Source organism: Allobosea sp. GW822-FHT05A11 (assembly GCF_058800455.1).
In genome coordinates, this window is record NZ_JBXAMI010000003.1 from 350952 (window position 1) to 376758 (window position 25807).

Annotated in this window: 21 protein-coding genes and 1 pseudogene; 6 read left to right on the forward strand and 16 right to left on the reverse strand. The window is 66.6% G+C overall.

All coding sequences use genetic code 11. The annotated features are described in order from the left end of the window. The 3 genes and pseudogenes from rsmD to AC1RLU_RS11265 all read left to right on the forward strand — a co-directional run bounded on the left by rsmD (position 1) and on the right by AC1RLU_RS11265 (position 1711). The gene (rsmD, locus tag AC1RLU_RS11255) at positions 1 to 564 is read left to right on the forward strand and encodes a 16S rRNA (guanine(966)-N(2))-methyltransferase RsmD (RefSeq protein ID WP_492795581.1); all 564 of its coding nucleotides are present in this window, start codon (positions 1 to 3) and stop codon (positions 562 to 564) included. A gap of 270 nt (positions 565 to 834) precedes the next feature. Continuing rightward, a pseudogene (locus tag AC1RLU_RS11260) lies at positions 835 to 1242 on the forward strand (phenylalanine 4-monooxygenase); the annotation flags it as partial. 70 nt (positions 1243 to 1312) lie between these two features. Further along, the gene (locus tag AC1RLU_RS11265) at positions 1313 to 1711 is read left to right on the forward strand and encodes a hypothetical protein (RefSeq protein WP_492795583.1); all 399 of its coding nucleotides are present in this window, start codon (positions 1313 to 1315) and stop codon (positions 1709 to 1711) included. A gap of 439 nt (positions 1712 to 2150) precedes the next feature. Here AC1RLU_RS11265 and mutL read toward each other — a convergent pair whose 3' ends face one another. The 9 genes from mutL to AC1RLU_RS11310 all read right to left on the reverse strand — a co-directional run bounded on the left by mutL (position 2151) and on the right by AC1RLU_RS11310 (position 14220). Continuing rightward, positions 2151 to 3956 (reverse strand): DNA mismatch repair endonuclease MutL, encoded by a 1806-nt coding sequence (mutL, locus tag AC1RLU_RS11270; protein WP_492795584.1) that lies wholly within the window; start codon positions 3954 to 3956, stop codon positions 2151 to 2153. A gap of 155 nt (positions 3957 to 4111) precedes the next feature. Beyond that, positions 4112 to 5437, reverse strand: coding sequence for a phosphoglucose isomerase-related protein (locus tag AC1RLU_RS11275; protein ID WP_492795586.1), 1326 nt, complete (start codon positions 5435 to 5437; stop codon positions 4112 to 4114). 34 nt (positions 5438 to 5471) lie between these two features. After that, on the reverse strand, positions 5472 to 6767 hold the full coding sequence (locus tag AC1RLU_RS11280; protein ID WP_492795588.1) for a M16 family metallopeptidase: 1296 nt from the start codon (positions 6765 to 6767) through the stop codon (positions 5472 to 5474). A gap of 53 nt (positions 6768 to 6820) precedes the next feature. Beyond that, a complete protein-coding gene (locus AC1RLU_RS11285; protein ID WP_492795590.1) occupies positions 6821 to 8110 on the reverse strand; it encodes a M16 family metallopeptidase in 1290 nt (429 codons plus the stop codon). Positions 8111 to 8258: 148 nt separating this feature from the next. Continuing rightward, complete coding sequence (locus AC1RLU_RS11290) at positions 8259 to 8903, reverse strand: hypothetical protein (RefSeq protein WP_492795591.1); 645 nt, start codon at positions 8901 to 8903, stop codon at positions 8259 to 8261. A gap of 73 nt (positions 8904 to 8976) precedes the next feature. Next, a complete protein-coding gene (lspA, locus tag AC1RLU_RS11295) occupies positions 8977 to 9459 on the reverse strand; it encodes a signal peptidase II (protein WP_142114899.1) in 483 nt (160 codons plus the stop codon). Beyond that, positions 9459 to 12473 carry an isoleucine--tRNA ligase gene (ileS, locus tag AC1RLU_RS11300; RefSeq protein WP_492795592.1) on the reverse strand — a complete coding sequence of 1005 codons (3015 nt, stop codon included), beginning with the start codon at positions 12471 to 12473 and terminating at the stop codon, positions 9459 to 9461. The genes lspA and ileS overlap by 1 nt, the downstream gene beginning before the upstream one ends. Positions 12474 to 12679: 206 nt before the next feature. Next, positions 12680 to 13663: a bifunctional riboflavin kinase/FAD synthetase gene (locus AC1RLU_RS11305; RefSeq protein ID WP_492795594.1), complete on the reverse strand. Its 984-nt coding sequence runs from the start codon at positions 13661 to 13663 to the stop codon at positions 12680 to 12682. A gap of 101 nt (positions 13664 to 13764) precedes the next feature. After that, positions 13765 to 14220, reverse strand: a complete 456-nt coding sequence (locus AC1RLU_RS11310) for a MaoC family dehydratase (protein ID WP_244511894.1) — start codon at positions 14218 to 14220, stop codon at positions 13765 to 13767. A 227-nt stretch (positions 14221 to 14447) separates the two neighbouring features. On the opposite strand from AC1RLU_RS11310, the gene AC1RLU_RS11315 reads away from it, so the two are divergent. After that, on the forward strand, positions 14448 to 14834 hold the full coding sequence (locus AC1RLU_RS11315; protein WP_061964967.1) for a response regulator: 387 nt from the start codon (positions 14448 to 14450) through the stop codon (positions 14832 to 14834). 106 nt (positions 14835 to 14940) lie between these two features. Here the strand turns inward: AC1RLU_RS11315 and AC1RLU_RS11320 are convergent, their stop codons facing one another. From AC1RLU_RS11320 to AC1RLU_RS11330, 3 genes are all read right to left on the reverse strand, one after another. Next, positions 14941 to 15810 carry a TIGR01459 family HAD-type hydrolase gene (locus AC1RLU_RS11320; RefSeq protein WP_248309252.1) on the reverse strand — a complete coding sequence of 290 codons (870 nt, stop codon included), beginning with the start codon at positions 15808 to 15810 and terminating at the stop codon, positions 14941 to 14943. A gap of 115 nt (positions 15811 to 15925) precedes the next feature. Further along, the gene (locus AC1RLU_RS11325; protein WP_492795596.1) at positions 15926 to 17422 is read right to left on the reverse strand and encodes an EAL domain-containing protein; all 1497 of its coding nucleotides are present in this window, start codon (positions 17420 to 17422) and stop codon (positions 15926 to 15928) included. Between the two features lie 134 nt (positions 17423 to 17556). Continuing rightward, complete coding sequence (locus AC1RLU_RS11330) at positions 17557 to 19317, reverse strand: tetratricopeptide repeat protein (RefSeq protein ID WP_492795598.1); 1761 nt, start codon at positions 19315 to 19317, stop codon at positions 17557 to 17559. A gap of 180 nt (positions 19318 to 19497) precedes the next feature. Between AC1RLU_RS11330 and aptA the strand changes: the two genes are divergently transcribed. Beyond that, entirely contained in the window at positions 19498 to 20838 is a 1341-nt protein-coding gene (gene aptA / locus AC1RLU_RS11335; RefSeq protein WP_091855934.1) for an omega-aminotransferase AptA, read from the forward strand. 76 nt (positions 20839 to 20914) lie between these two features. On the opposite strand, the gene AC1RLU_RS11340 is transcribed toward aptA, so the two are convergent. The 3 genes from AC1RLU_RS11340 to AC1RLU_RS11350 all read right to left on the reverse strand — a co-directional run bounded on the left by AC1RLU_RS11340 (position 20915) and on the right by AC1RLU_RS11350 (position 22565). Continuing rightward, complete coding sequence (locus tag AC1RLU_RS11340) at positions 20915 to 21181, reverse strand: hypothetical protein (protein WP_492795600.1); 267 nt, start codon at positions 21179 to 21181, stop codon at positions 20915 to 20917. A 34-nt stretch (positions 21182 to 21215) separates the two neighbouring features. Then, on the reverse strand, positions 21216 to 21710 hold the full coding sequence (locus AC1RLU_RS11345) for a peptide deformylase (RefSeq protein WP_492795601.1): 495 nt from the start codon (positions 21708 to 21710) through the stop codon (positions 21216 to 21218). Between the two features lie 81 nt (positions 21711 to 21791). Then, the gene (locus tag AC1RLU_RS11350) at positions 21792 to 22565 is read right to left on the reverse strand and encodes an SDR family oxidoreductase (protein ID WP_492795602.1); all 774 of its coding nucleotides are present in this window, start codon (positions 22563 to 22565) and stop codon (positions 21792 to 21794) included. Between the two features lie 116 nt (positions 22566 to 22681). Between AC1RLU_RS11350 and AC1RLU_RS11355 the strand changes: the two genes are divergently transcribed. Next, complete coding sequence (locus tag AC1RLU_RS11355) at positions 22682 to 23584, forward strand: LysR family transcriptional regulator (RefSeq protein WP_492795604.1); 903 nt, start codon at positions 22682 to 22684, stop codon at positions 23582 to 23584. 10 nt (positions 23585 to 23594) lie between these two features. On the opposite strand, the gene AC1RLU_RS11360 is transcribed toward AC1RLU_RS11355, so the two are convergent. Then, complete coding sequence (locus AC1RLU_RS11360) at positions 23595 to 25796, reverse strand: FAD-dependent oxidoreductase (RefSeq protein ID WP_492795606.1); 2202 nt, start codon at positions 25794 to 25796, stop codon at positions 23595 to 23597. Positions 25797 to 25807 lie beyond the last annotated feature (11 nt).

Sequence of the window (25807 nt, forward strand, 5' to 3'; positions counted from 1 at the left end):
ATGCGGATCGTCGGCGGACGCCTGCGCGGCCGGCCCCTGGCCGGTCCGAAGCCTGGGATCGGCAGCATCCGGCCGACCTCGGACCGTCTGCGCGAATCCCTGTTCAACGTGCTCGCCCATGCCTATGGCGAGACGGTCGAGGGCGCGCGCGTGCTCGATCTCTTCGCCGGAACGGGCGCGCTCGGCTTCGAGGCCTTGTCGCGCGGCGCGGGTTTCGCGCTCATGGTCGATGACGGCACCGAGGCGCGGGGCATCATCCGCGAGAACCAGATGGCGCTCGGCCTCGCCGGCTTCAGCCGCATCTTCCGCCGCGACGCGACCAAGCTCGGCCCGATCACCGGCATGGCGCCGTTCGGCCTCGTCTTCTGCGACCCGCCCTATCGCAAGGGGCTGGGAGAGAAGGCGCTGGTCTCCGCTCGTGAAGGCGGCTGGCTGGCGCCGGATGCATTGATCGTTCTGGAAGAGGCCGCAGATGCCGAGATCAGCCTGCCCGAAGGCTTCGAAGAGCTGGAACGGCGGAGTTATGGCGAGACGCAGGTGGTGATGCTGCGGGCCAAGGAATAGGCCTCCATACGGCACCGCAGGCCGGCAGAGAGTTCTGCGTCTGACCGCGGGCAGAGCTTCCGAAGCTCGCCACGCTTCAAGCGGCGCGGCAAGCTTGTTTTCGGAAAGCGCCACCGTAGGGGCTGGCCGGAAGTGCGCTTCGCGCCCAGCCGCCAAGGGCGTATTCTAGCTTCAATTGCGGCACTGCCGGATCTGCGAGCCTATGTCGGGCGTTGTGGCGATACGGAGCCTCGCAGCTGGAGCCGGGGCCAGCTCTCAGGAGCGAAAACGATGTCCGGACATGCTCTTCTGAACGCGCAGACCGTCGAGGACTGCATCATCGACCAGGGCTGGGAGCGCTACACCGCCGAGGACCACGCCATCTGGCGTGTATTGTTCGAGCGCCAGCAGCGAACCCTGAAGGGCCATGTCTGCCAGGAATATCTCGACGGCCTTGCAGCGCTCGGCATCGGCCCCGACGGCGTGCCGGATTTCGCGCGCATGAACGAGCGGCTGCGGCGGCTCACCGGCTGGGAGGTCGTGGCGGTTCCGGGGCTCATCCCGTCGCGCCCCTTCTTCCAGATGCTGGCCAACCGCCAGTTTCCGGCCGGCACCTTCATCCGCAGCCGCGAGCAGCTCGACTATCTGGAGGAGCCCGACGTCTTCCATGATGTCTTCGGCCACGTGCCGCTGCTGACCAACCCCGCCTATGCCGACTACATGAACGAGTACGGCCGCATCGGGCTTGTCGCGGTCGAGACCAAGGGGGGTGAAGTTCCTCGCCCGCCTCAACTGGTACACCATCGAATTCGGGCTGATCCGCAAGCCCGAGGGCATTCGCATCTATGGCGCCGGCATCGTCTCGTCCTTCGGCGAGGCGAAATATGTGGTGGACGACCCCTCCGCCCACCACCTTGCCTTCAATCTCGAGCGCGTGCTGCGCACCGGCTATTACATCGACGATTTCCAGGCGAGTTATTTCGTCATCGACCGCTTCGAGCAGCTGTTCGACCTGCTCAGGGGCAGCGATTTCGCCACCCGCTTCGACGAACTGCGTGCCCAGTCGACCCACACGCCCTTCGAAATCCTGCCGCAGGACGTGGTTATCCGGAAAGGCAGCGGCCAGTTCTGGCGCGATTTCCCGACAATGAAGACGAAGCTGAAGTGAAGTTGAAGCCGAGCGGGGGGCCGGCTGGGTCGAGAGCCGACGTTGGACATTGGAAAACGCGGGTTGCGGTCTCAGTCGATGTTATGACAATCCAAGGGGGGTGATTTAACCACTATTCAAGAGATACCCGGTATCAAAATCTCATGAAACAGTTGTTCGCAAAAATAATCGCGCTTATGGCCGTCGAACAAAAATACGTGATGCCTGCGATGGCTATCACAATGCCTGTGATCCTCGCGATACTGTTTTGGACGGTGAATTTCTACACTGGTCCTGTTTGGGTCGGCCTTGCACTAGTTTGGATTGTCGGACTCCCTGTCCAAGTGTCCGTCTCAAGATGGCTTCAACGTCGGGCAAACAGGACCCCCAGAGATAAGCCTTGAATTTGGTGCGCGATCTTCCTTGCGTCTGCAACGGGTAGAAAGCAGACGCTCCTCCTTCACCGCCGCCCGAACAGCCGCTCGATATCCGAGAGCTTCAGTTCGACATAGGTCGGCCTGCCGTGGTTGCACTGGCCGGAATTGGGCGTGATCTCCATTTCGCGCAGCAATGCGTCCATCTCCTCGGCGCGCATGCGACGGCCGGCACGGACCGAGTTGTGGCAGGCCATCGTCGCCAGAACATGGTCGAGCCGGCGTTCCAGCGAGCCGGCCGTGCCGTGCTCGGCGAGCGCATCGGCGACGTCGCGGACGAGCCGCTGGAGATTGCCGCCGGCGAGCTGGCTCGGTGCCTCGCGCGCCAGCACCGCGCCGGGGCCGAAGGATTCCAGCACGAGGCCGAGGCTTTCGAGCTCGCCGCCCGCCGCGATCAGGCGGTCGGCATCGACGGGGTCGAGCTCGACCACCTCCGGCAGAAGCAGGGGCTGGCGGGCGATGCCGTTGCGGGCGCGCTCGGCCTTGAGGCGCTCATAGACGAGGCGCTCATGGGCGGCGTGCTGGTCGACGATGACGACGCCCTCGCGGGTCTGGGCGACGATATAGGTCTCATGGACCTGGGCGCGGGCGGCGCCGAGCGGCCGGTCGAGCGCATCGGCCGAAGGCTCGGCGAGATGGGCGCGGGCGTCGGCGGAGGATGCGGCGAAATCGGCGAAGCCGGATTGCGGCGCGCTCGCCGGGGTTGAGGCCGCGGCGTTCCAGCCCGGCGCCTGCGGGAAGTTAGGGCGCGGGATCGCGTTGCCGCCGCCGCCCATCGAGAGCACGGCGCGGAAGGCATCGAGCGTGCGGGCGCCGCCCGTCGTGGTAGCGCGGTGGCCGGCGGCGGCGAGCGCCGCCTTCAGGCCGGAAACGACGAGGCCGCGCACCAGAGCGGGGTCGCGGAAGCGCACCTCGCTCTTGGCCGGGTGGACGTTGACGTCGACCGAGCGCGGATCGCAGCCGACATCGAGAAAGAGCACCGGATGCCGGTCCGAGGGCACGACATCGGCATAGGCGCCGCGCACCGCCGAAAGCAGCAATTTATCGCGCACCGGGCGGCCGTTGACGGCCAGATGCACGCCAGCAGAGGTGCCGCGATGGAAGGTCGGCAGACCGGCAAAGCCGGAGATGCGGAAGCCCTCGCGCTCGGCCTCGATGCGCAGCGCGTTCTCGGGGAAGTCGCGTCCAAGCGCACGGCCGAGACGGCGCAGCAACCCCTCCTCGCCAATCGGCTCGGCCGACCAGTCGAAGGCGCTGACATGCTCGCCTTCCAGCGAGAAACGCACCTCGGGATGGGCGATGGCGAGGCGGCGCAGCATCTCGGAGACGGCCTGCGCCTCGGCGCGGTCGCTCTTCAGGAATTTGAGGCGGGCCGGGGTGAAGATGAAAAGATCCGAAACCTCGATGCGCGTGCCCGGCGCCGCGGCGACGGGACGAACGACGCCCTTCTCGCCCGCCTCGACCACGAGGCCGGAGCCCTGCGCGGCATCGGGCTGGCGCGTCGCGATCGAGAGCCTTGCGACCGAGCCGATCGAGGGCAAGGCCTCGCCGCGGAAGCCGAGCGTGTCGATGGCGAAGAGATCGCCGTCGGGAAGCTTCGAGGTGGCGTGGCGGTCGACCGCGAGCTCGAGGTCTTCCGGCGTCATGCCGGCGCCGTCGTCGACGACGCGGATCAATTCGCGCCCGCCGCCCTGGATGGTGACGGCGATCGACCGTGCGCCGGCATCGATCGCGTTCTCGACCAACTCCTTCACGGCCGCAGCCGGCCGCTCGATCACCTCACCGGCGGCGATGCGGTCGACCAGGACGGGATCGAGGCGGCGAACGGTCATGGTGCTCTGGCGGTCATCGGAAAACAGGGCTCGTCATTCTCGGGCGGAGCGCAGCGCAGACCCGAGAATCTCTCTCCGAAAGAGGCTCCAGAGCCTTCATGTCATGAGATGCTCGGGTCAAGCCCGAGCATGACGCGCCTCTATCGAAAGCGCTTTCAGGCGCGCCCTTCGGCAAGATAGCGCTTGGCGAGAAGCTTCGCTTCCTCCACCGCCGGCTGATCGAAGGGATCCACACCCATGGCGTAGCCGGTCAGGATCGTCTCCAGCATGAAATGCATCAGCATCTCGCCGTGGCTGGTCTCGTCGATGCGCTCGACATGGAAGCGACGCACTGCGCAACCGTTCTTGGCGAAGGTGTCGATCATCGCGATGCCCTGCGCCGCGACGAGGTCGCCAATGGTCTTGCCGGCGAAATCGGCCTGCCCGATCTTTTCCGCCAGGGCAGCGTCGATCTGCGGGCCCTTGCCCTTCACGCTCGTGGTGATGACGGTGAAGAACTTGTCCTTCGGGCCGGCGAGATAAAGCTGCTGCTGCGAATGCTGGTCGACCGGGCCGAGCGCGCCGACGGGCTGCGTGCCCTTCCCGTCCTTCCCGAGGCTTTCGGCCCAGAGCTGCATCCACCAGCGCGTGAGCAAAGCCAGCTTGTCGGCATAGGGCATCAGCACGGCGATGTTCTTGCCCGAACGCATGGCGGCGAGATGCAGCGCGGCGCCGACCGCAGCCGGCGTCTCGCGGACATCCTTGCCGGCGAAGAGCGGCGCGACCGCGCGGCTGGCGCCGAGCCTCAGCGCCTCGATATCGAGGCCGAGCACGGCGGCCGGCAGCAGGCCGCAATTGGTCAGCACGGAATAGCGCCCGCCGACATCGGTGTGATGCTCGAGGAAGGGCGTGCCGAAGGGTTCAAGCAAGGCGCGCAAGGGATGCAGCTTGCCGGGCTTGGCCGGCTCGGAAAGCCCTTCGAAATGCGTGCCGATCTGCTGATCTGTCAGATGCGCACCACGCAAAGCCTCGATCGCCGCGATCGACTGCAGCAAAGTCTCGCCGGTGCCGCCCGATTTCGAGATGGCGACGAATTTGGTGGTCTTGAGCGGGAGCTTCGCGAGCAGGGCCGCATAGGTCGCCGGGTCGAGATTGTCGATGAAATGGACATGCGGACCGGGCGTGAACTGCGACAGGCCGACGATGCCATAGCCGGTGAGCTGCGCCAGCGTCTGGCCGCCCAAGCTGGAGCCGCCGGTGCCGAGCACCAGCACATCGGTGGTGCCGCCGGATTTCAATCGCTCGGCTGCTGCCTTCACCGGACCGAGATCGGCGGTGTCGCTTGGCAGCTTGAGGAGCGGCAGGGAACCGTCCTTCGCCTGCGCCTGCAGCTTCGCCAGCGCCGGTTTGAGATCGGCCAGAGCCTTCTCGAAGGCGCCATCGGGGATGCCGCCCTTGCCGACCCTGGATTCGAGCGCGAGATCGAAGCTTTGCTGAGGCATGAACCTATCCGTATCGACAGAAGAGGAGGCTATTTCAGACCAGTGCGACGGGCTTGCCAACCGCCTGGACGAGCAGCTCGGGCTTGCCGAACAGGCGCTGCGCGACGCGCTTGACATCGGCCAGCGTCACGGCCGCGAAGAGGCCGTTGCGGCGAGCGAGGAAATCCGGCGTATCGCCACGCAGCGCCAGCGCCAGCAATTCCCCGGCAATCTTCGGCGAGGTGTCGAAGCGCAGCGGGTAGGAGCCGATGATGTAGCGCTTGGCCTCCTCGACCTCGTGCTCGGTCGGGCCGTCCTCGGCGAGCTTCAGCATTTCCTCGCGGATGACCTTCATCGATTCCGCCGCGCGGTCGTTTCGCGTGGCGGTGCCGCCGACCAGCATGGCGCTCTCGCGCATCGGCATCAGGCTTGAGGAGACGCCATAGGCAAGCCCGCGCTTCTCGCGCACCTCCATGAAGAGGCGCGAGGTGAAGGCCGAGCCGCCGAGGATGTGATTCAGCACGCTCGCGGTCATGAAATCCGGATCGTCCCACATCAGCCCCGGCGCGACGAAGCGCAGCACCGTCTGCGGCACGTCGAGATCGATGACATGGGTCTGGCCGAGGCCCTGGATCGGCAGGGGTTGCGCCGGGCGAGCCCGTGCCTCGCCCTTGGGCAGATCACCGAACAGCGCATCGAGCCGCCCGGCAAGTTCGGCCGCGCTGATGTCCCCGACGACGACGACCTTAAGCCCGGCACGATCGAGCAGCGTCGGCCTCAACGCCCTCAGCGCGAGAGCTTCCAGCTTGGAGACGCTGTCGATATCGCCCTTCTCGGGCCGGCTGTATGGGTGCCCCGGGAAAGCCGCGGCATAGAGCGCGTTGCGGCACATCACCTCGGGGTTCCTGGCCTGACGCTGCAACCCGGCGATGACCTGGGCGCGGACGCGGCCGACGGCGTCGGCATCGAAGCGCGGCTTGTTGAGGGCCAGACCGAGCAGATCGAAGGCCGTGTCGCGATGCGTGGAGAGGGTCTGCAGATAACCGTGGAAATCGTCGCGGCGCGCTTCGAAGCCGAGGCTGATGGCATGGTCGGCCATGCGGCCCTGGAACGCCTCGGCGTCGAGGTCGCCGGCGCCTTCGTCGAGCAGGCCGGAGATCAGATAGGCGCTGCCGGCGGCGTTCTCGGGATCGCGGCTGGCCCCGCCATCGAAGGCGAAATCGACCGCGATCAGCGGCAGGCTGTGCTCCTCGACCAGCCAGGCCTCGATGCCGCCGGGCGACCGGACCGTCTGGACGGCGATGGCGGGGCCGGCCGTGTTGAGCTTGGGCGTCGGAATCGGGGCGTTCATGTCGCTTCCTGTCGGCGGAACCTGATTTCCGCCCGTTCGATAAGACGGCGGCGTCAGGCCGGCAGCAGCAGGCCGGTGACGCTGCGATCAGGTTTGAGGTAGCGGCGCACCGCCTCGACGATCGCCTCGCGGCCGACGGCCTCGATACGCTGAGGCCAGGCGAGCACATCCTCGACGGTCTCGCCCACCGCCAGCGCCGAGCCGAAGATGCGGGCAAGCGAGGACTGGTTGTCGCGCGCGAAGACCGTTTCCGCCACCAGCCGCGTGCGGGCCCGCGCCAGTTCCAGCTCGGTCGGTCCGTCAGTCAGGAAGGCGGCGAGTGCCGCATCGAGCCCGGCCTCCATCGCCGCCATCTCGACGCCGGGGCGTGGGCTGGCAGAGATCTGGAACGCCGCACGGTCGACCATCGAGGCCATGAAATAGGCGTTGGCGCCGGCAGCCAATTCGTCTTCGACGCAGAGCTTGCGGTAGAGCCGGGAGGTCGTGCCGCCGCCGAGGATCTCGGCTGCGAGTTCGAGCGCCAGAACCTCGTCGCGCTCACCGGCCGTATAGGTCGGGGTCAGCCAGCCGCGACGCAGCGAGGGCTGCTGCACGCGCGGATCATTGAGCTGGACGCGGCGCGAGGCGCGCGGTTCCGGCTCGATCGGGCGGGAGCGGACGGGCGCCGCGCCACGCGCGGCGATCCTGCCATAGGTTTCCTCCGCGAGGCGACGAACCTCGGCGGCATCGGTATCGCCGGCGACGACCAGGATCGCGTTCTCCGGCGTGTAGAAGCGCTGGTAATAGGCGAAGGCGTCATCCCGGCTCAGGCGCTCGATCTCGTGCTCCCAGCCGATGATCGGCGTGCCGTAGGGATGATGGAAGAACAGCGTCGCGGAGAATTCCTCGCCGAGCTGGGCGGACGGGTCGGAATCGACGCGCATGCGCCGCTCCTCCAGCACCACGTCGCGCTCGGGCGCGACCACGCCCTCGTCGAAGGAGAGGCCGGTCATCCGGTCGGCTTCGTAATCCATCATCGCGCGCAGGTGTTCCTTCGGCACGCGCTGGAAATAGGCAGTGTAGTCGAAGGAGGTGAAGGCGTTCTCCTGGCCGCCGAAGCCGGCGACGATCTTGGAGAACTCGCCGGCCGGCCAGCGCTCCGTGCCCTTGAACATCAGGTGCTCGAGGAAATGCGCGATGCCCGACTTTCCGGCCGGATCGTCGGCCGAGCCGTTGCGATACCAGACCATGTGGGTGACGACCGGCGCGCGCCGGTCCTTCACCACCACGATATCGAGGCCGTTGGCCAGCCGGAACGATTCGACCGGCTGCGCCAGGTCGGTCCCTTGCGCATGGATGTTCACCTGGTGCCGTCTCCTCGATCGAAAAAAGGGCGGGCGCGACGCGCCCGCCCTTCTGGACAACTTGGTCAGGCGCCCTTGCTTCGGCAAGGGGCAATCGGGTGCGGCGATTAGGCCGGAGCCAGGGCGCCTTTCGTCGATGCCGTACCGCCTACTGCATCACCGGGCCGCGCCCGGTCGAGAATTCACGCGCACCGACAGCCTGCTTGTCCTCCACCGGGCCACGCTCGCCCGGGCCGAGCGCGGCCGACGAGGATGGGCGACGATAGCCGACCGGCGGCTCGGTCAGGGTGCGGCGCGGCGGCTCGGAGCCATAGGCGAGCGTGTCCTGATCGACCTGGTTCTGACGCGCAGCCATTTCGCGGCCGATGCGGATCGGCTTGATCTGGTTGTTGTACATATTCTGCTCTTCCGAGACCATCGGCCCCGTCGGCTGGCGCGCCGCGGTCCGGCCGCGGCGGATCTCCTGCGGCGACATGATCGGATTGTTCTGCAGACCAAGCGCCGACACGTAAGGCAGTGCGTTGGCCTCGTCCTTGCGGCGCTGGACATCCGGATCGTTCGGCCAAGCGGCATTGCGCTCGCTGGCCGCCTCCTGCGGACGCGGCAGCGTCGAATTCGGCGGAACGACCAGCGGCGCGCGGGCGCGATAATCGATATCGCCGCCGTCGCCCTTGCCCATGATGCCTTCCATCAGATTCTTGAACAGCATGCCGTCCTGCGCGAAGGCCGGCGAAGCGGCAAGCACAAGCCCGCCGGCGATCAGCAGATGAGCCACGCGAATGCGTCCGGCCATGTCAAATCTCCCTTCGGACAATCCCGCCATGTCTGAAACCCAGACGAACGGCAAAACAATGGCGAAACCGTCGTTAAGCTGTTTTTTCTGTGCTCGGGCGGAAAGACTCATACAGCAGACCGAGCACCCCGACAACGATCGCGACATCGGCGATGTTGAAGATATACCAGCTGAAACTGCCCCAATGGAAATGCACGAAGTCGACGACCGCGCCATAGACCGCGCGATCGACCCCGTTTCCAAGCGCTCCGCCGATGATCAGCGCCAGGCTGAACACGGAAAAACGCCGCGGCTCGCGCCACATCCAGCGCCAGAGCCAGACGGCCGCGACGAAGGAGATGACGACGAGGAACCAGCGGCCGAGATCGGTGCCCTGCTGGAACAGCCCATAGGAGATGCCGCGATTCCAGGCCAGCACGATCGTCAGGAAGGAGGCGAGATCGTACGGCCCGTTCTCGGCCAGCCCGACGCCATAGAGCAGCCAGCATTTCAGGAGCTGATCGGCGATGAAGACGATCAGCACCGTCAATAGGCCAAGGCGGCGGGCGGAGGTCATCAGGCGCGCACTCCCAGCTCCTTGAGCGCCTTGGCATCGCGCGGCGTCACCTGGGGATAGGCCTTGTCGGCGCTCGCCGGGTCGAAATATTTCCAGGAGCGGGCGCATTTGATGCCGGCCGCGCGATGCGGCACGACCGCGACGCCCGGCACATCGGCGAGGCGGAAGGCCTCGGCCGGCCCCTCCCCGCTCTCGACGCGGATGCCGGAGGTGATGCTGATCTCGGCGAGATCGGCGCCCGACAGGGCCGCATAAAGATCGCTGTCGGAGACGAAGACCTGCGGCGCTGCTTCCAGCGAGGAGCCGAGGCGCTTGGCCGCGCGCTCAAGCTCGAGAGCGCCGGTGACGACGCGGCGCACGCGCCGGATCTTCGACCAGCGCTCGGCCAGTTCGGGATCGAGCCAGCCGGCCTGTGCGGCGACGAAGCGCTCGAGATGGACCGAACCCTCGCCCGCCTTCTGGTCGGGATAGCGGTCGAGCCAGGCTTCCTCGGCGGTGAAGACCAGGATCGGCGCGAGCCAGGTTGTGAGACACCGGAAGAGATGGTCGACAACGGTCAGCGCGCTCTTGCGGACATGGCTCGACAGCGGATCGCAATAAAGTGCGTCCTTGCGCACGTCGAAATAGAAGGCCGAGAGCTCGGTGTTCATGAACTGCGAGAGCAGGAACACGACCTTCTTGTAGTCGTAGGTGCGATAGGCCTCCTCGACCTGCGGGCCCAGCTCGGCCAGCCGGTGCAGCATCAGCCGCTCCAGCTCCGGCATGGTCTGCGGATCGGAGACGCGGACATCCTCGCTGAAATGCGCGAGCGTGCCGAGCATCCAGCGCATGGTGTTGCGCAGCTTGCGATAGGTCTCGACGAAGGTCTTGAGGATCTCCTTGCCGATGCGAAGGTCGTCCGAATAATCGGCCGCCGCGACCCAGAGGCGCAGGATGTCGGCGCCCGAGTCCTTGATGATGTCCTGCGGAGCGGTGACGTTACCCTTGGACTTCGACATCTTCTCGCCCTTCTCGTCCAGGCAGAAGCCATGGGTCAGGACGATGTCGTAGGGCGCCCGGCCGCGGGTGCCGCAGCTCTCCAGCAGGCTCGAATGGAACCAGCCGCGATGCTGGTCCGAGCCTTCGAGATACATCACGCGATCCTTGCCACCATCGCCGCGGCGACGGGCGCGCAGATCGGCGCGCTTCTCCAGGGTGAAGGCATGGGTCGAGCCGGAATCGAACCAGACGTCGAGCACGTCGGTGACGCGCTCGTACTGCGCCGGATCATAGCCGAAGGGCTTGAGGAAGCGGGCGCCGTCCAGATCGGTGAACCAGGCATCCGCGCCCTCGGCCTCGAAGGCCTCGGCGATTGCGGCGTTGACCTTGGCATCGACAAGGATCGCCTTGGTCTCCTTCTCGACGAAGACGGTGATCGGCACGCCCCAGGCACGCTGGCGCGAGACGACCCAGTCCGGCCGGTTGGCGATCATGCCGGTGATGCGGTTCTCGCCGGCGGCGGGAACCCATTCGGTCTCCTTGATCGCCTTGAGCGCGCGGTTGCGCAGCGTATCGGTGTTGCCGCCCGCGACCGGCTGCGGATCGGCCGCATCCGGCGCGCCGGCCTCGCCGATCGGCTTGTCCATCGCGATGAACCATTGCGGCGTGTTGCGGAAGATCACCGGCTTCTTCGAGCGCCACGAATGCGGATACTGATGCTTCAGACGGCCGCGCGCGATGATGTTGCCGGCCTCGACCAGCGCCTTGATGACGACGTCGTTGGCATTGCCCTTGTCGCCCTTGTCGGTGATGACCTGCGCGCCCTCGAAGCCCGGTGCCTCCTTGGTGAAGCGGCCATCGGCATCGACGGTGTAGGGGATGCGGGTCTCGATGCCGCGCTCGGTGAGCTGGCGGCCATTGGCCATCCAGACGTCGAAGTCCTCGCGGCCGTGGCTGGGCGCGGTGTGGACGAAGCCGGTACCGGCATCATCGGTGACATGGTCGCCGTCGAGCAGCGGGACGACGAAATCATAGCCGCGGCCGCGCAGCGGATGGGCAGTGGTGAGCGTCGCGAGATCATCGGCAGAGACATCCGCGACCAGCTCGAAGGCCTCGACCTTGGCCGCCTTGAAGACGCTCTCGGCGAGATTCTTGGCGAGGATATAGGTGGCTCCGACCTTGGCCCAGTTGTTCTCGGGCGCAGCCGTCACCTTGTAGAGGCCATAGGCGACCTTGTTATGGAACGAGATCGCGCGGTTGCCCGGGATCGTCCAGGGCGTGGTCGTCCAGATCACGACACCAGCACCGGCGAGCGCGGCCGGGCCGTTCAGCACCGGGAACGGCACATAGATCGTGTCGCTGACATGCTCCTCGTACTCGACCTCGGCCTCGGCCAGCGCGGTCTTCTCGACCACGGACCACATCACCGGCTTGGAGCCGCGATAGAGCTGGCCGGTCTCGGCGAATTTCATGATCTCGCGGGCAATCTGCGCCTCGGCCGGATAAGCCATGGTCAGATAGGGGTTGGCCCAGTCGCCCTCGACGCCCAGGCGCTTGAACTCCTCGCGCTGGACATCGACCCAGTGCTCGGCGAAGGAGCGGCATTCCTTGCGGAACTCGACGACCGGGACGTCGTCCTTGTTCAGGCCCTTGGCGCGATACTGCTCCTCGATCTTCCACTCGATCGGCAGGCCGTGGCAGTCCCAGCCCGGCACGTAGTTGGAATTATAGCCGAGCATCTGCTGCGAGCGCGTGACGAGGTCCTTCAGCACCTTGTTCAGCGCATGGCCGATATGGATGTTGCCGTTGGCATAGGGAGGGCCGTCATGCAGGACGAAACGGTCCCGCCCCTGCCCGGCCTCGCGCAGCTTGCGATAAAGGTCGATTTTGGCCCAGCGGGCGAGCAGCTCTGGCTCGCGCTGCGGCAGACCGGCCCGCATCGGGAACTCGGTTTGCGGCAGGAACAGCGTCTGGGAATAATCGACGCCGTCGGCAGCGGTCTCGGCGGCTTTGGCAGTATTGGTCTTGTCGGTCATCATCCGGCTCGGGCAGTCGGGACGTCAGGCCGGTCGATGGGCCTCGGGCGTCCACTCTTGAAACGGGAAAAGCGGTCTTCAACCCGGACTGCGCAAGCGCCCGCGCCTAATCTAGCGCGAGGCGGCAGCCGGGCCCGTAATTCGCCGGGAAAGATCGATCGACAAGGCGCGATTGGCGAGCATGGAGGGCTTCTAGCAGGCAGCGCTCAAGGAAGGAAGGGCGGCGTATTCGCCAGAATGTCGCGCGCACGGGCGCTGTCGGCGTCCATTTGCACGATCAGGGCTTCCAGCGTGTCGAACTTCTCCTCGCCGCGCAGCCAGTCGACGAAGGCGACATCGACGCGCTCGCCATAGAGATCGCCGGAGAAATCGAAGACGAAGGTTTCCAGCCGCGGCGCGCCGTCGTCGAAGGTCGGGCGGCGGCCGAAGCTCGCGACGCCGTCATGCCAGACGCCGTCGATCTTCATCCGGACTGCATAGATGCCGTGGCGCAGCCGGCAATCGCGGGCGAGCTGCATGTTGGCGGTGGGATAGCCGAGCTCGCGCCCGCGCTTGTCGCCATGGGCAATGAGCCCGCGCACCAGCCACGGCCGACCAAGGAAGGTCGCGGCACGCCCGACATCCCCGGCCTCCAGTGCCGTGCGGATCAGCGTCGAGGAGACCGGCTCGCCCTGCCAGGAATAGGGCGGCACGACCGCAACCGGAATGCCGGCGGCGAGGCCATGGGCCTGCAACATCTCGGGCGATCCGGTGCGGCCCTTGCCGAAATGGAAATCATAGCCGCAGACGAGGCCGGCGGCGCCGAGCCGACCGATCAGCAGGTCGTCGATGAAGCTTTCGGCAGGGATCGCCGCGATGTCGCGGTCGAAGGGCAGGACGAAGACCTGGGCAAAGCCCGCCTGCGTCAGCCCCTCGAGCTTGAGCTGCGGTGAGGTCAACCGGAAGACCGGCTCTTCCGGGCGAAAGACGCTGCGCGGATGCGGCTCGAAGGTGAAGGCGGCCGGCTTCGTGCCGAGATCCTGCGCCATGGCGCCGGCGACACGGGAAAGCTCGGCATGGCCGCGATGGACGCCGTCGAAATTGCCCAGTGCCAGGACGGCACCGCGGAAGGCTTCGGGAGTGGGCTTGTCGAGGTCGAGGACCACGGCCGTCGGCTCGGGGCGGTCAGGCGCATCGGCTTGGAATGGCATCAATCGGGAACGTCCACGTGCACCTGCCCTGAAACGCGGGCGATGACCGTCTTTGCGGCGAAGGCCGGCGAGGCGTCAAGACCGCGCGCGGACGGAAGATCTCAGGCTCGCGGCTTCGGCGGCATCGCGACCCAGGCCTCGCCTTCCATCACGGCCTTGCCGTCGACGAGGCATTCGCAGAAGAAGCGTGCCCGGCGGCGCTCTGCCACGAGTTCGACGACCTCGACGCGGGCCGTGACCACGTCGCCGATCTTGACCGGCGCCAGGAAGGTCAGCGTCTGCGAGAGATAGACCGCACCCGGCCCCGGCAAACGCGTGCCGAGCAAGGCGGAGATCAGGCTCGCGGTCAGCATGCCATGGGCGATGCGCTGGCCGAACTTGGTGTTGGCGGCGAAATGGTCGCAGAGATGGATCGGATTGGCATCGCCGGACAATTCGGCGAAGAGCGCGACATCCCGCTCCATCACGGTCCGCATCAGGCTTTCGCTCTGGCCGATGGCCAGATCCTCGAAGGCGTGGACGGTGTAGAGCCCGCCGGGCATCGGCTGAACGGTCATGGATCACGCGCGGCCCGCGGACCTGCGCCCTCCTGTCTGCGATCCGGCCAAGCATCTCGCAACTGCAGCATCAACGCAATTAAACTTTGGTGCGGCGCACGCTTCTGCCCTTGCGTCACTTCGGCATCGAATTAACCGGTTCGCAAGGCGCTGCGGCTATCAACTCGGACGAGCGGCACGGCGCTGGTATGTCCCGGCACCGCGACCGTCATGCCTGGAGCATCGCAATGGCTCTCGACCCGTCCATGCCGATCCTCGTCGTCGACGATTACCAGACGATGGTCCGCATCATCCGCAACCTGCTGAAGCAGCTCGGCTTCGAAAATGTCGACGATGCCTCGGACGGCTCGGCCGCGATCTCGAAGATGCGCGACAAGAAATACGGCCTTGTGATCTCCGACTGGAACATGGAGCCGATGAGCGGCTTCGAGCTGCTCCAGAAGGTCCGCGAGGAAACGGCGCTGTCGGAAACGCCGTTCATCATCGTCACCGCCGAATCGAAGACCGAGAACGTCGTTGCGGCGAAGAAGGCCGGCGTCAGCAACTACATCGTCAAGCCGTTCAACGCGCAGACGCTGAAGACCAAGATCGAATCGGTCTGCGTCGCCGCATAGAGCATTTCTGCGTTCTTCGAACCGCGAAATGCTCTATCTCCTTGTTCTATCGCATTTTCTTCACGCGAACCGGCATCCACTTCGCTCGAAAATGCTTTAGGGCACCTCACCAGACCAGATGTGGCATCGCATAGGCCGGACGATGCGTCTGCCGGCCGAACCAGCCGTGACGCTCATCCCATGACGCTTCCATCAGATCCTGGGCGTGGATGCCGGCCAGCACCATGATGCCGGCTGCGCCGAAGGCGTCGGCGCCGGCGATGTCGGTGCGGATCGCATCGCCCACGGCGCAGATCCTGTCGCGGGCGATCGCGCTTCCCCGCGCCTTTTCGGCGGCAGCCACCGCCGCCTCGTAAATCGGCCGATGCGGCTTGCCGGCATAGACCACCCGTCCACCGATCTCCTCATAGGCCAACGCGACCGAGCCGGCGCAGGGAATGATGCGCCCGCCGCGCTCGACCACGAGATCGGGATTGGCGCAGATCAGCGGCAGGCCGCGCGCGGCGAAACCGGCAAGCAGGTCGGCATAGGTTGCCGCCGTGTCGTTCTCGTCGTCGAACAGGCCGGTGCAGAGCACATAGGCCGCCTCATTCGGCCCGGTCTCGCGCACGTCGAGCCCGGCGACCAGCGGCAGGTCCCGATCGGGGCCGAGGCGGAACATCGGCTCGCCCGCCCGCTCGCGGATCAGCGAGCGGCAGACGTCGCCGGAGGTGACGATGGCATCCCAGGCCTCGCGCGGCACGGCGAAATTGTCGAGCTGACCGACGATGACCTCGGCCGGTCGCGGCGCATTGGTGACGAGGACGACGCTGATACCGCGCTCGCGCATCCGCATCAGCGCCGCGACCGCATCGCGATAGGCGGCGACGCCGTTATGGACCACGCCCCAGACGTCGCACAGGCAGAGATCGAAACGATCCGCGACCTCGGAAAAGCCCGAAAGCGGAAGGGTGGAAGCGATCCCCGATGGCGACACTGTCTCGATCTCCGGCGGCTGCATTAATGAAAGGCGAGCTTCGCCCCTCGACAAGGCCTGATCTAGACGGGATTCGCCGGAAGCGGAACCGGAGACCGCGGCGGGCGGCCGCGCGTCAGGCGCTGGCGCGGCGCAGCACGGCCCGGAAGGGCAGCCGCTCCGGCGGCGCTTCCTGTGCAGCGGCGCCAGGGAAAGGCAGCGGTGCCGGCGAACCCTTGTCCTGGCCCAACAGGCGCTCGGCAATGCTCTGCGGCGGGGGGCGCTCGGCCTCGGCAGGCGCGAGAGCAGGCGGCGCCACAGGCCTGGGCTCCGGCTCGGCGAAAACCTCGGGCTTGACCGGACGCGGCGGCGAAAAGGCCAGACCCTGCCCCATCGTGGCGCCAAGCTCGATCATGCCGGCGGCGGCGGGATTGTCCTCGACCTGGTCTGCGACGAGGGTGATCGCGACACGGGCCAGCAAGGCGGCGAGGTCGCCGGCCGCGATGTCGCTCTGGATCCGGCCCTCGACATGCGCCTGGAGCAGCGCGGCCGGCGCCTTCACATAGCGGATGCCCCGATCGAACAGGGCACGCGGGTCGAGGCGCAGGTCCGCGAGTTGATCGAGCGCGAAACGAACCCCGTTCGCCGACATCGCGCCGAGCAGGCCGAGGCTGGTCGGGTCGAGCTCGCGGAAGACCGCCTGCGGCATCTCGATGACCAGATGCCCGGTATGCTCGCGATATTTGTCGAGGATGCGGGTCAGGGTGGCCAGTGCCCGCGACGACGTCCAGGTCGCGTTGCTGAAATTGCAGGAGACAAAGATGCTCCCGTCCTTCGAGCCGAGATGGCGGGCGATCGCCAGCGCCCGCGTCAGGACGAGAGCGTCCAGCGTCGGCCCGAAGCCGCGTGCCTCGACCGTCTCGATGAACTCATGGGGCAGCAGCAGCGTGTTCTCGTCGAGCCGCAGGCGCGCCAGCGCCTCGTAGCCGCAGGTCCGGCGCTGCGGCAGGGAGACGATCGGCTGCAGATGGATCTCGAGCCGGCCTTCTCCCAGAGCCTTGCCGATCAGGGCGGCCCGTTCGGCCTCGGCCTCCTCGCGCGCCGCAGCAGCGGCGGCGGCCCGTTCGGCAGCAAGCTTCTCGGCTCGTTCCCGGCGCATTGCTTCCGGGTCGAGCACCACCTTGGGCACTGGCGCTGCAGCCGCAGAGACGACAGGGTCCGGCAGGCGAGCCAGGACGTTCTCGTGATCGGCGAGCGTCGTCGCCACCTGATGGATCAGGTCGCCGAGCAGCCCGACCTCGGCCGTCAATTCATGGATCGCGGCGCGCGCCGGCGCGGCATCGGCATCGCGCATCGGCATCTGCTCGACGCGTTGCGACAGGGCATCGAGGCGGATGGCGTTGGTGGCGAGACGGACCTTGACCTCGCCAAGCCCCGCCATGGCCTGTTCGTGCCGGGCAAGACCGCGCCGCTCGAAGGCCCGCATCGCCAGCATGAAGCCGGCCCCGGAGGCCAGAAGGCCCAGCGCCGCACCGAGCCCGCCCGGCAGCAGGATCGCGACGGCAGCGCCGGCCGACAGGCCGGTCACGGCGCCAGCAAGAGGGTGCAGGGCTTTCAGGCGGGCAGGTGCCACGGCAGCGTTCGCGCCACGTCGAGGAATCGGATTGGGGACCGAATCACGGCCTCAGAGCGCAGATTAACCTTCCCGGCGAGGTTAAGCGAGCGATCCGCCTCATTTCCGCCACAGCCGGGCTTGCCGATCCTGACTTATGGCTTGTTCAGCCCGAGCGCGGTCAGAATCCTGTCGATCACCGACCGGGAAAAGGCCCGCCTTTCGAGAAAGGCGCGGGGGCTCTGCGCGAAAAGCGGGGATTTCTCGGCCAACTGGGCGAGCGCCTTCGCCTGTTTCTCCGGGTCGTTGTCAGCAGCGGCCTTGAGCGCCTGGCCGAGGAGGCTGAGCTGGCTCATGTCCGCGACCAGCATCCCGGCATGGCTCTCCGACGCTTTCCCGGCGCCGATCAGGTAAGCGCCCAGGAATGCATAGAAATCATATCGCGGCGGACGGGCGACGCTGAGCGCGGTCGCGCGTTCCAGCAGCGGCAACCCTTCGGGCGAGCGATCTAGCCGCACGTAGAGCGCCCCCATGTCAGCCAGGATCTCCGGATCATAGGGGTTGCGGGTCTGCGCCTCGCGGCCCATCTGGATCGCCTCTTCGGTGGCGCCGCGCAGCAGCAGCACCTTCATCATCGCCTGATAGGCCCGCGCTCCGGACGGGGCGAGGCGGATCGCCGTCAGTGCCGCAGCGAGAGAGCGGTCGAGCGGAGATCGCGCATCGCCTGTGTCATCCTGCGGGTCCGTGCCCGGCGAGGCCGGAGCCAGGCCGCGTTCGCCGAGCGTCATGATCGCGAGATGGGCCCAGGCCGGATAGAAACCCGGGTCCTGCTCGACCAGCTGGGCCAGGCAGAGCCTGGCAGCCTGGTGCATCTCGGGCAGCATGGCGCGGCGCGCGTCGAAGGCCTTCAGGATGCAGCGGATGGCGGGAGACGGCGAGAACTGGCGCACATCTGCCAGAATGATGCCGAAGGGCTCTGTCAGCCGCGTCGCCAGCCGCCGCGCCATCTCGGCCAGATCGCTTTCCTGCAGCGCCGCAAGCGAGAGGCGGTTCGACGAGGTCGTCCAGACGATGCGCCCGTCCCGGACGAAGCGCAGGCGGCCAAGTCCCTCGGCCCCGCCATTGACGCCCTGCGCGTCCATCTCGAACACATAGTCGATCTCATCCGAAAGGGCGGAGCCAGGCGACGGCGTCTTGATCGTCACGAGATCGTCGAAGCGCGCCATCGCATCGACGAGCAGCGCCGAGAAGCGGCGTAGGATATCCGCGAGCCGGGGATCGGAAGGCGGATTGGGAATCGTGATCGCGACACGCACGAGGCGAGGCGCCGCGGCCGCCTCGTGCAGCGCGTCGACGGCCTGCCCGACCGCAGCCGATTTCGAGGCCTCGGATACGACCGATCCGCGCGGCGGCGCCAGATACCACCAGCCGAGCGCGAGCAGGCCGAGCGCAAGCGCGGCGAGGGTCAGGCCGGCCCAGCGGCGGGCCGTGCGGCGATCCGGCTCGGGCGCATCTTCGAATCCGTCGACCGCAACCCGGCTCCCCTCGCCGCCGAACCAGGTGAAGACCGGGACATAGCCGCCCACCGGCATCGAAATCTGCACGGGGTCATCGCGGCCGTCCCCGGCATAATATTGCGCCAGCGACCGCCTCAGCCGCCCGGCCTCGACGCGGACGATCGGATCGATCTGCGGATTGAAGTCCGCTGGCCGGCCAAGGCCCTCGACCGCGATCGTGTAGCCTTTCAGCTCGGCTGCGCGTCCTTCGACCGTACGCTCGACGATGAAGCTCAGAAACGCCGAAAGCTGGGGAGCGGCGCGAAAGGTGTCGGAGACGAGGACGCGGTCGAGACCCGCGCGAATGATCGCCGCGGCTCGGACATCCAGCCGTCCAGGATCATCTGCGCCTTCCGTCATCGGGGTCCGTTCAGTTTGTCGCCCCCACCAGGGGAGCTTACGCCATTGGCGACCTAACGTCACCCGCAGCCGGCTTGGAGCCGTCATCCGCCGGACGCAGCCTTGGGGCGCCATGATGGCGATTTACAGGCCGCTGGCTCCTGCTAGCTTTAACCAAGGTTAATCCACAGGGGTCCTCGAATGACGTCAGCATCCTCCGCCATCGCCGCACCGAACGACCTCGAAGCCTACTGGATGCCGTTCACCGCCAACCGGTCGTTCAAGAAGAACCCGCGCATGGTCGCGCGGGCCGAGGGCATGTTCTACTACACGCCCGACAACAAGCCGGTCATGGACGGCACCGCCGGCCTGTGGTGCTGCAATGCCGGCCATGCCCGCGAGCCGATCATCCAGGCGATCCAGGCCCAGGCGCGCGACCTCGACTACGCCCCATCCTTCCAGTACGGCCACCCGAAGGTCTTCGCCGCCGCCGCCCGCATCGCGGCACTGGCGCCGGGCGATCTCGACCATGTCTTCTTCGCCGGCTCCGGCTCGGAAGCGGGCGATTCGGCGCTCAAGATCGCGCTCGCCTACTGGAACATCTCCGGCAAAGCCGCCAAGACCCGCCTGATCGGCCGCGAGCGCGGCTATCACGGCGTCGGCTTCGGCGGCATCTCGGTCGGCGGCATGTCGAACAACCGCAAGTTCTTCGGCTCGCTGCTCACCGGCGTCGACCATCTCGCCCATACCTATGATCGCGAGAAGCAGGCTTTCAGCAAGGGCGAGCCGGAATACGGCGCGCATTTCGCCGATGATCTGGAACGCATCGTCGCGCTGCACGACGCCTCGACCATCGCCGCCGTGATCGTCGAGCCGATGGCCGGCTCGACCGGCGCCCTGCCCCCGCCGAAGGGCTATCTCAAGCGGCTGCGCGAGATCTGCGACAAGCACAACATTCTCTTGATCTTCGACGAGGTCATCACCGGCTTCGGGCGGCTGGGCTTCGCCTTCGCCGCCGAGCGCTACGGCGTGATCCCCGACATGATCACCTTCGCCAAGGGCGTGACCTCCGGCACCGTGCCGATGGGCGGCGTGATCGTGCGCAAGCACATCTACGATGCCTTCATGGGCGGCCCGGACAACGTCATCGAGCTGTTCCACGGCTACACCTATTCGGGCCATCCGCTGGCGGCGGCCGCCTGCCTGGCGTCGCTCGACATCTACCGCGACGAAGGCCTGTTCGAGCGGGCGCGCGCGATGGAAGGCGCCTGGGCCGATGCGGTGATGAGCCTGAAGGGCGAGCCCAACGTCGTCGACATCCGCACGCTCGGCATCGTCGGCGCCGTCGATCTTGCCCCCCGCGCCGACGGCGTCGGCAAGCGGGCCTTCGAAGCCATGGACCGCCTCTTCCGCGAGGAAGGGCTGATGGTGCGAACGGCCGCCGATACGATCGCCTTCTCGCCGCCGCTGATCATCACGGAGAGCCAGGTCGACGAGCTGATCGAGAAGCTGCGCCGGGTGATCCGGGCGGTTGCGAACTAAAGCGCAAGGACGCCCGCCAACCCTGCGCCATACGGACGAAGGGCCGCCTCCCGCGAGGTGGCCCTTCGCGCACTCGTCAGCGCGCGACGCGCCAGGCGATCAGCAGAGCGAGCAAGGCCGGCACGGCGAAGACCAGTATGAGGATCGGCAATTCCTCGCGCACGGAGTAGCCGGCCTTGGTGACGCCGACCCACAGATTGACCACCGCGACCACAAGCCAGACCGGCACGAAAAGCTTGGCTGCCAGACCATACTCGGGCTGGGTTCCGCCCCATAGCTTACCGAAGAGCAGGAACAGACCGAGCAGCACCACGCCGCCGCCGATCACCATCGCCACATGCATCTGCCTGCTCCTCACCGTCGAAGCGCGTCTGCGCTCAGTCCCGCCCCAGCTTGCGATAGCGCGCGATCAGCCTGTCGCGCCTGAGTCGCGACAGGCGATCGATCCAGAAGATGCCGTCGAGCTGGTCGATCTCGTGCTGATGGCAGACGGCCAGCAGGCCGTCCGCCTCCTCGCTCTGCTCCACCCCGTCGAGATCGTGATAGCGCACCCGGACATGGGCATGGCGTTCGAGCTCGTCGGTGACGCCGGGCATCGAGACGCTCCCCTCGACATGGCGGATCGTCTCGCGTGAGACCCCGTCCAGCACCGGATTGGCATAGGTCCGGACGTCGCCGGGCGTCAGCTCCAGCACCACCAATCGCTGGGACACGCCGATATGCGGCGCGGTGATACCGATGCCGGGCGCCGCGCGCATCGTATCGAGCAGATCGGCCGCCAGTTCGCGCAGATCGGCATCGAAGCGCGTGACGGGTGCCGCCGCCACGCGCAGGCGCGGATCGGGAAAACTCAGGATCGGGCGTGGAGGCATGCGTAGGCTCGGTCTTCGCTATCCCGGTTCAGGCCCCGCTTCCCTAGCGGATCGCGGGTCCTGACCCCAGCAGGGACATCTTCACTTCGTCGTGTAGCCGCCATTCACGAGAATGGTTTGCCCCGTCATCCACCAGCCGTCCGAGACCAGGAAGCGGATCCAGGGGACGATATCCTGGATGTCGGTCAGGCCCGTCTTCGAGAAGGGCGAGAGCGCGGCAGCCGTCTTGTGATAGGCGACCGCATCGGCGCCTTCCGCCGGATAGAAGAACGGCGTGTCCATCGGGCCGGGCCCGATCGCGGTGACCGAGATGCCCCGCGCTCCGAATTCCTTCGAGGCTGCACGGGTGTAGTGCTCGACCGGCGCCTTGGTGCCGGCATAGCTCGCATAGAACGGCGTGAAGGCGCCGAGCAGCGAGGTCACCAGCGTGCAGACCTTGCCGTTATCGCCGACCTGCTTGCCGGCCTCCTTGAGGAAGAAGAACGCCGTCTTGGAGTTGACCGCGCTCATCTCGTCGAACTCGGCCTCGCTGATTTCGACCATCGGCTTCTTCAGCACCTTGCCGACCGTGTTCACGGCGATGTCGATCGAGCCCATCGCCGCCTTGGCGTCAGTGAAGAGCTTCTCCATCGCAGCCGCCGAGGTCAGGTCGGCCTGAAACGCATAGGCTTCCGCACCGGCTGCCTTGATCGCCACGAGGGTTTTCTCGGCCTCGGCCTTGGCCGACGTGCTGTTGTAGTGGATGGCGACGGCTTTCGCGCCCTGCGCGGCGAGGTCCTTCGCCAGCAGACCGCCGAGATTCTTGGCGCCGCCGGCGATCAGAACCGTCTTACCCTTGATGCCGTGATCGGCCATCGCATGCTCCTGTTCACTCGCAATCGATGGCCACAAGATACCGTCCCAAAATCGGCTATAAAGATTTTGATCAGGACATCACTGGTCAGGTATCACGAACAATACGGAGCGCCGATTTGGACCGCATCGACCTCTTCCGCATCTATGCCCGCGTCGTCGAATGCGAGAGCTTCACCCAGGCCGCCAAGGCACTCGGGCTGCCGCGTTCCTCGGTCTCGGCGGCAGTCGCCGCTCTCGAACAGCGGATCGGTACGCGGCTGCTGCATCGCACGACGCGGAGAGTCTCGGCGACGCCGGACGGCGCGGCCTTCTATGAGCATTGCACGCGGCTCGTCGCCGATGTCGAGGAAACCGAGGCACTGTTCCGCCATAGCACCGCGAGCCCCGCCGGGCGGCTCAGGATCGACGTGCCAGGCCGGATCGGGCGCCTGATCATCGCGCCGGCCCTGCCCGACTTCCTCGCCCGCTATCCTGAGATCGATATCGATCTCAGTGTCACCGACCGGGCAGCGAACCTGATCGAGGACGGCATCGACTGCATGCTGCGTGTCGGCCCCCTGAACGATTCGGGATTGATCGCCCGTTCGGTCGGGGAATTGCCGCTGATCAATGTCGCCAGCCCCGACTATCTCGCAGCGCATGGCGTGCCGACGCATCCCGGCGAGCTCGACGGGCACAGGGCCGTCAACTACGCTTCGCCGACGACGGGGCGGATCGAGCCCTGGGAATGGCTGGAGGACGGAACGCTTCACGGCCGCGCCCTGCCCGGTCGCGTCACCGTCAACAGCGCGGAGGCCTATATCGCCTGCTGCCTTGCCGGGCTCGGCCTGATCCAGATCCCGGCCTATGACGTGGCCGAGCATCTCGCGGCGAGCGAGCTCGTCGAGGTCATGCCACGGCACCACGCAGCGGCGATGCCGATGACCTTGCTCTATCCCCACCGCCGGCACCTGTCGCGCCGGCTGCAGGTCTTCGCGGACTGGCTCGTGGCGCTGCTGCGCACGCGGCTGGCTGCTTGAACCGGGAGGCTCAGGCCACCTTCTTCTCGGCCGCGCCGTAGAAGCTCTCGCCGGTCTTGGCCATGCGCTTCAGGAGACGGTTCGGCTTGAAGCGTTCGCCATGGGCCTTGGCCAGCTTCTCGCAAAGCTTCACGAAGGTGGCTGCACCCATATTGTCGATATAGGAGAGCGTGCCGCCGGAGTAAGGCGCGAAACCGAAGCCGATGATCGAGCCGACATCGGCCTCGCGCGGGTCGGTGACGACGCCTTCCTCATAGGTCTTCGCGGCTTCGAGAGCCTGCGTCACCAGGAGACGGTGCTTCAGCTCCTCCATGTCGACGCTCTCGGGATCGAGACGCGGGCCTGCGAGATCGGCGAGGCCCGGCCAGAGCCGCTTCGGCCCGGCTTCCGGATAATCGTAGAAGCCCTTGCGGTTCTTGCGGCCGAGGCGACCGTGCTTTTCGACCATGTCGGCGAGCAGCTTCTCCTGCGCCGGATCGACCGCGCCCTCGCCAAGTTGGGCCTTGGTGGCCTTCAGCACCTTGTAGGCGAGATCGACCGCGACCTCGTCATTGAGCGAGAGCGGGCCGACCGGCATGCCGGCCTGCTTGCCGGCCGCCTCGATCATCGCCGGCGGCACGCCTTCCATCAGCATCAGGTGGCCTTCGCGGATATAGTTGCCGACGCAGCGATTGGCGTAGAAGCCGCGGGTGTCGTTGACGACGATCGGCGTCTTCTTGATGGCGCGGACATAGTCCAGGGCCATGGCGAGCGCCTTCTTGCCGGTCTTCTTGGCCATGATGACCTCGACCAGCAGCATCTTCTCGACCGGCGAGAAGAAGTGGATGCCGATGAAGTTCTTCGGGCGCTGGCTGGTCTGGGCGAGGCCGGTGATCGGCAGCGTCGAGGTGTTGGAGCCAAAGATCGTGCGCGGGCCGACCACGGCCTCGACCTTGGCGATGACCTCGGCCTTGACCTTCGGGTCCTCGAAGACGGCCTCGACGATCAGGTCGCAGCCCTTGAGATCGGTATAATCGGCCGAGGCCTTGATGCGGCCGAGCAGCGCGTCGCGATCGGCGGTCTTGGCGCGGCCCTTCATGATCTGGTCGGAGACCAGCTTATGCGAATAGGCCTTGCCCTTCTCGGCCGCCTCGATGTCGCGATCGACCAGCACGACCTCAAGGCCCGCCTGCGCGGTGACATAGGCGATGCCGGCGCCCATGAAGCCCGCGCCGATGACGCCGACCTTCTTGAGCCTGGACGGCGGCACATCGGCAGGGCGGCGGGCGCCCTTGTTCAATTCCTGCATCGAGACGAAGAGCGACCGGATCATCGAGGCCGCCTCCTTCGTCCGAAGGATCTTGGCGAAGTAGCGGCTCTCGACCTTGAGGCCGAGATCGATCGGGAGCTGCAGCCCCTCATAGACCGCCGAGAGGATGGCGCGAGCGGCCGGATAGTTGTCATTGGTCTCGCGGCGGTAGATCGCGTTGGCCGGGGGCCAGATCTGCATGCCGGCCGGCGAATGCACCTTGTTGGAAGGCAGCTTGAAACCCTTCTGGTCCCAAGGTGCGGTCGCCTGCGGATTGGCCTTGAGCCAGTCCTTGGCGTTCTGGACGATGTCGGCGCGCGGGGTGACCGCATGGACAAGACCGGAATTGCGCGCGGGCAGCGCCTTCACCTGCTCGCCCTTGAACATCATCTGGAGCGCGTCGCCGGTCTGCATCAGGCGCGCGACGCGCTGGGTGCCGCCGGCGCCGGGGAAGAGCCCAACCTTGATCTCGGGCAGGCCGACGCGGGTCGAGGCATCGTCCGAGACGACGCGGTACTGACAGGAGAGCGAGAGCTCGAAGGCACCGCCAAGGCAGACGCCATGGATCGCGGCGGCGAACGGCTTCCCGCAGGTTTCGAGCTTGCGGTAGAGCAGCGAGAGCTTGCGGCTCTCGTCGAAGAAGCTCTGCATCGCGACCGCCTCGCCCTTCTCCTTGGCGAGCTTCACATAGAGATCGCGCAGGCCCTGGAGCATGGTGAGGTCGGCGCCACCGGAGAAGCTCTCCTTGCCGGAGGTGATGACGCAGCCCTTGATGGCTTCGTCGCCCGCGACCTTGTCGACGATCTGGTTCAGCTCTTCCATCACCTCGGGAGTGATGACGTTCATCGAGCGGCCCGGCATGTCCCAGGTCGCCACAGTGATGCCGTCGGCATCAGTCTCGAAGCGGAAATTGGTGAGGTTCATGATCTCTCTCC

Bases quoted from the DNA above. Each gene is read 5' to 3' on its own strand.
- rsmD (WP_492795581.1), top strand. From the start codon at position 1: ATGCGGATCGTCGGCGGACGCCTGCGCGGCCGGCCCCTGGCCGGTCCG.
- mutL (WP_492795584.1), bottom strand. From the start codon at position 3,956: ATGACCGTTCGCCGCCTCGATCCCGTCCTGGTCGACCGCATCGCCGCC.
- AC1RLU_RS11275 (WP_492795586.1), bottom strand. From the start codon at position 5,437: ATGCCTCAGCAAAGCTTCGATCTCGCGCTCGAATCCAGGGTCGGCAAG.
- AC1RLU_RS11280 (WP_492795588.1), bottom strand. From the start codon at position 6,767: ATGAACGCCCCGATTCCGACGCCCAAGCTCAACACGGCCGGCCCCGCC.
- AC1RLU_RS11290 (WP_492795591.1), bottom strand. From the start codon at position 8,903: ATGGCCGGACGCATTCGCGTGGCTCATCTGCTGATCGCCGGCGGGCTT.
- lspA (WP_142114899.1), bottom strand. From the start codon at position 9,459: ATGACCTCCGCCCGCCGCCTTGGCCTATTGACGGTGCTGATCGTCTTC.
- ileS (WP_492795592.1), bottom strand. From the start codon at position 12,473: ATGACCGACAAGACCAATACTGCCAAAGCCGCCGAGACCGCTGCCGAC.
- AC1RLU_RS11305 (WP_492795594.1), bottom strand. From the start codon at position 13,663: ATGCCATTCCAAGCCGATGCGCCTGACCGCCCCGAGCCGACGGCCGTG.
- AC1RLU_RS11310 (WP_244511894.1), bottom strand. From the start codon at position 14,220: ATGACCGTTCAGCCGATGCCCGGCGGGCTCTACACCGTCCACGCCTTC.
- AC1RLU_RS11315 (WP_061964967.1), top strand. From the start codon at position 14,448: ATGGCTCTCGACCCGTCCATGCCGATCCTCGTCGTCGACGATTACCAG.
- AC1RLU_RS11330 (WP_492795598.1), bottom strand. From the start codon at position 19,317: ATGACGGAAGGCGCAGATGATCCTGGACGGCTGGATGTCCGAGCCGCG.
- aptA (WP_091855934.1), top strand. From the start codon at position 19,498: ATGACGTCAGCATCCTCCGCCATCGCCGCACCGAACGACCTCGAAGCC.
- AC1RLU_RS11340 (WP_492795600.1), bottom strand. From the start codon at position 21,181: ATGCATGTGGCGATGGTGATCGGCGGCGGCGTGGTGCTGCTCGGTCTG.
- AC1RLU_RS11345 (WP_492795601.1), bottom strand. From the start codon at position 21,710: ATGCCTCCACGCCCGATCCTGAGTTTTCCCGATCCGCGCCTGCGCGTG.
- AC1RLU_RS11350 (WP_492795602.1), bottom strand. From the start codon at position 22,565: ATGGCCGATCACGGCATCAAGGGTAAGACGGTTCTGATCGCCGGCGGC.
- AC1RLU_RS11360 (WP_492795606.1), bottom strand. From the start codon at position 25,796: ATGAACCTCACCAATTTCCGCTTCGAGACTGATGCCGACGGCATCACT.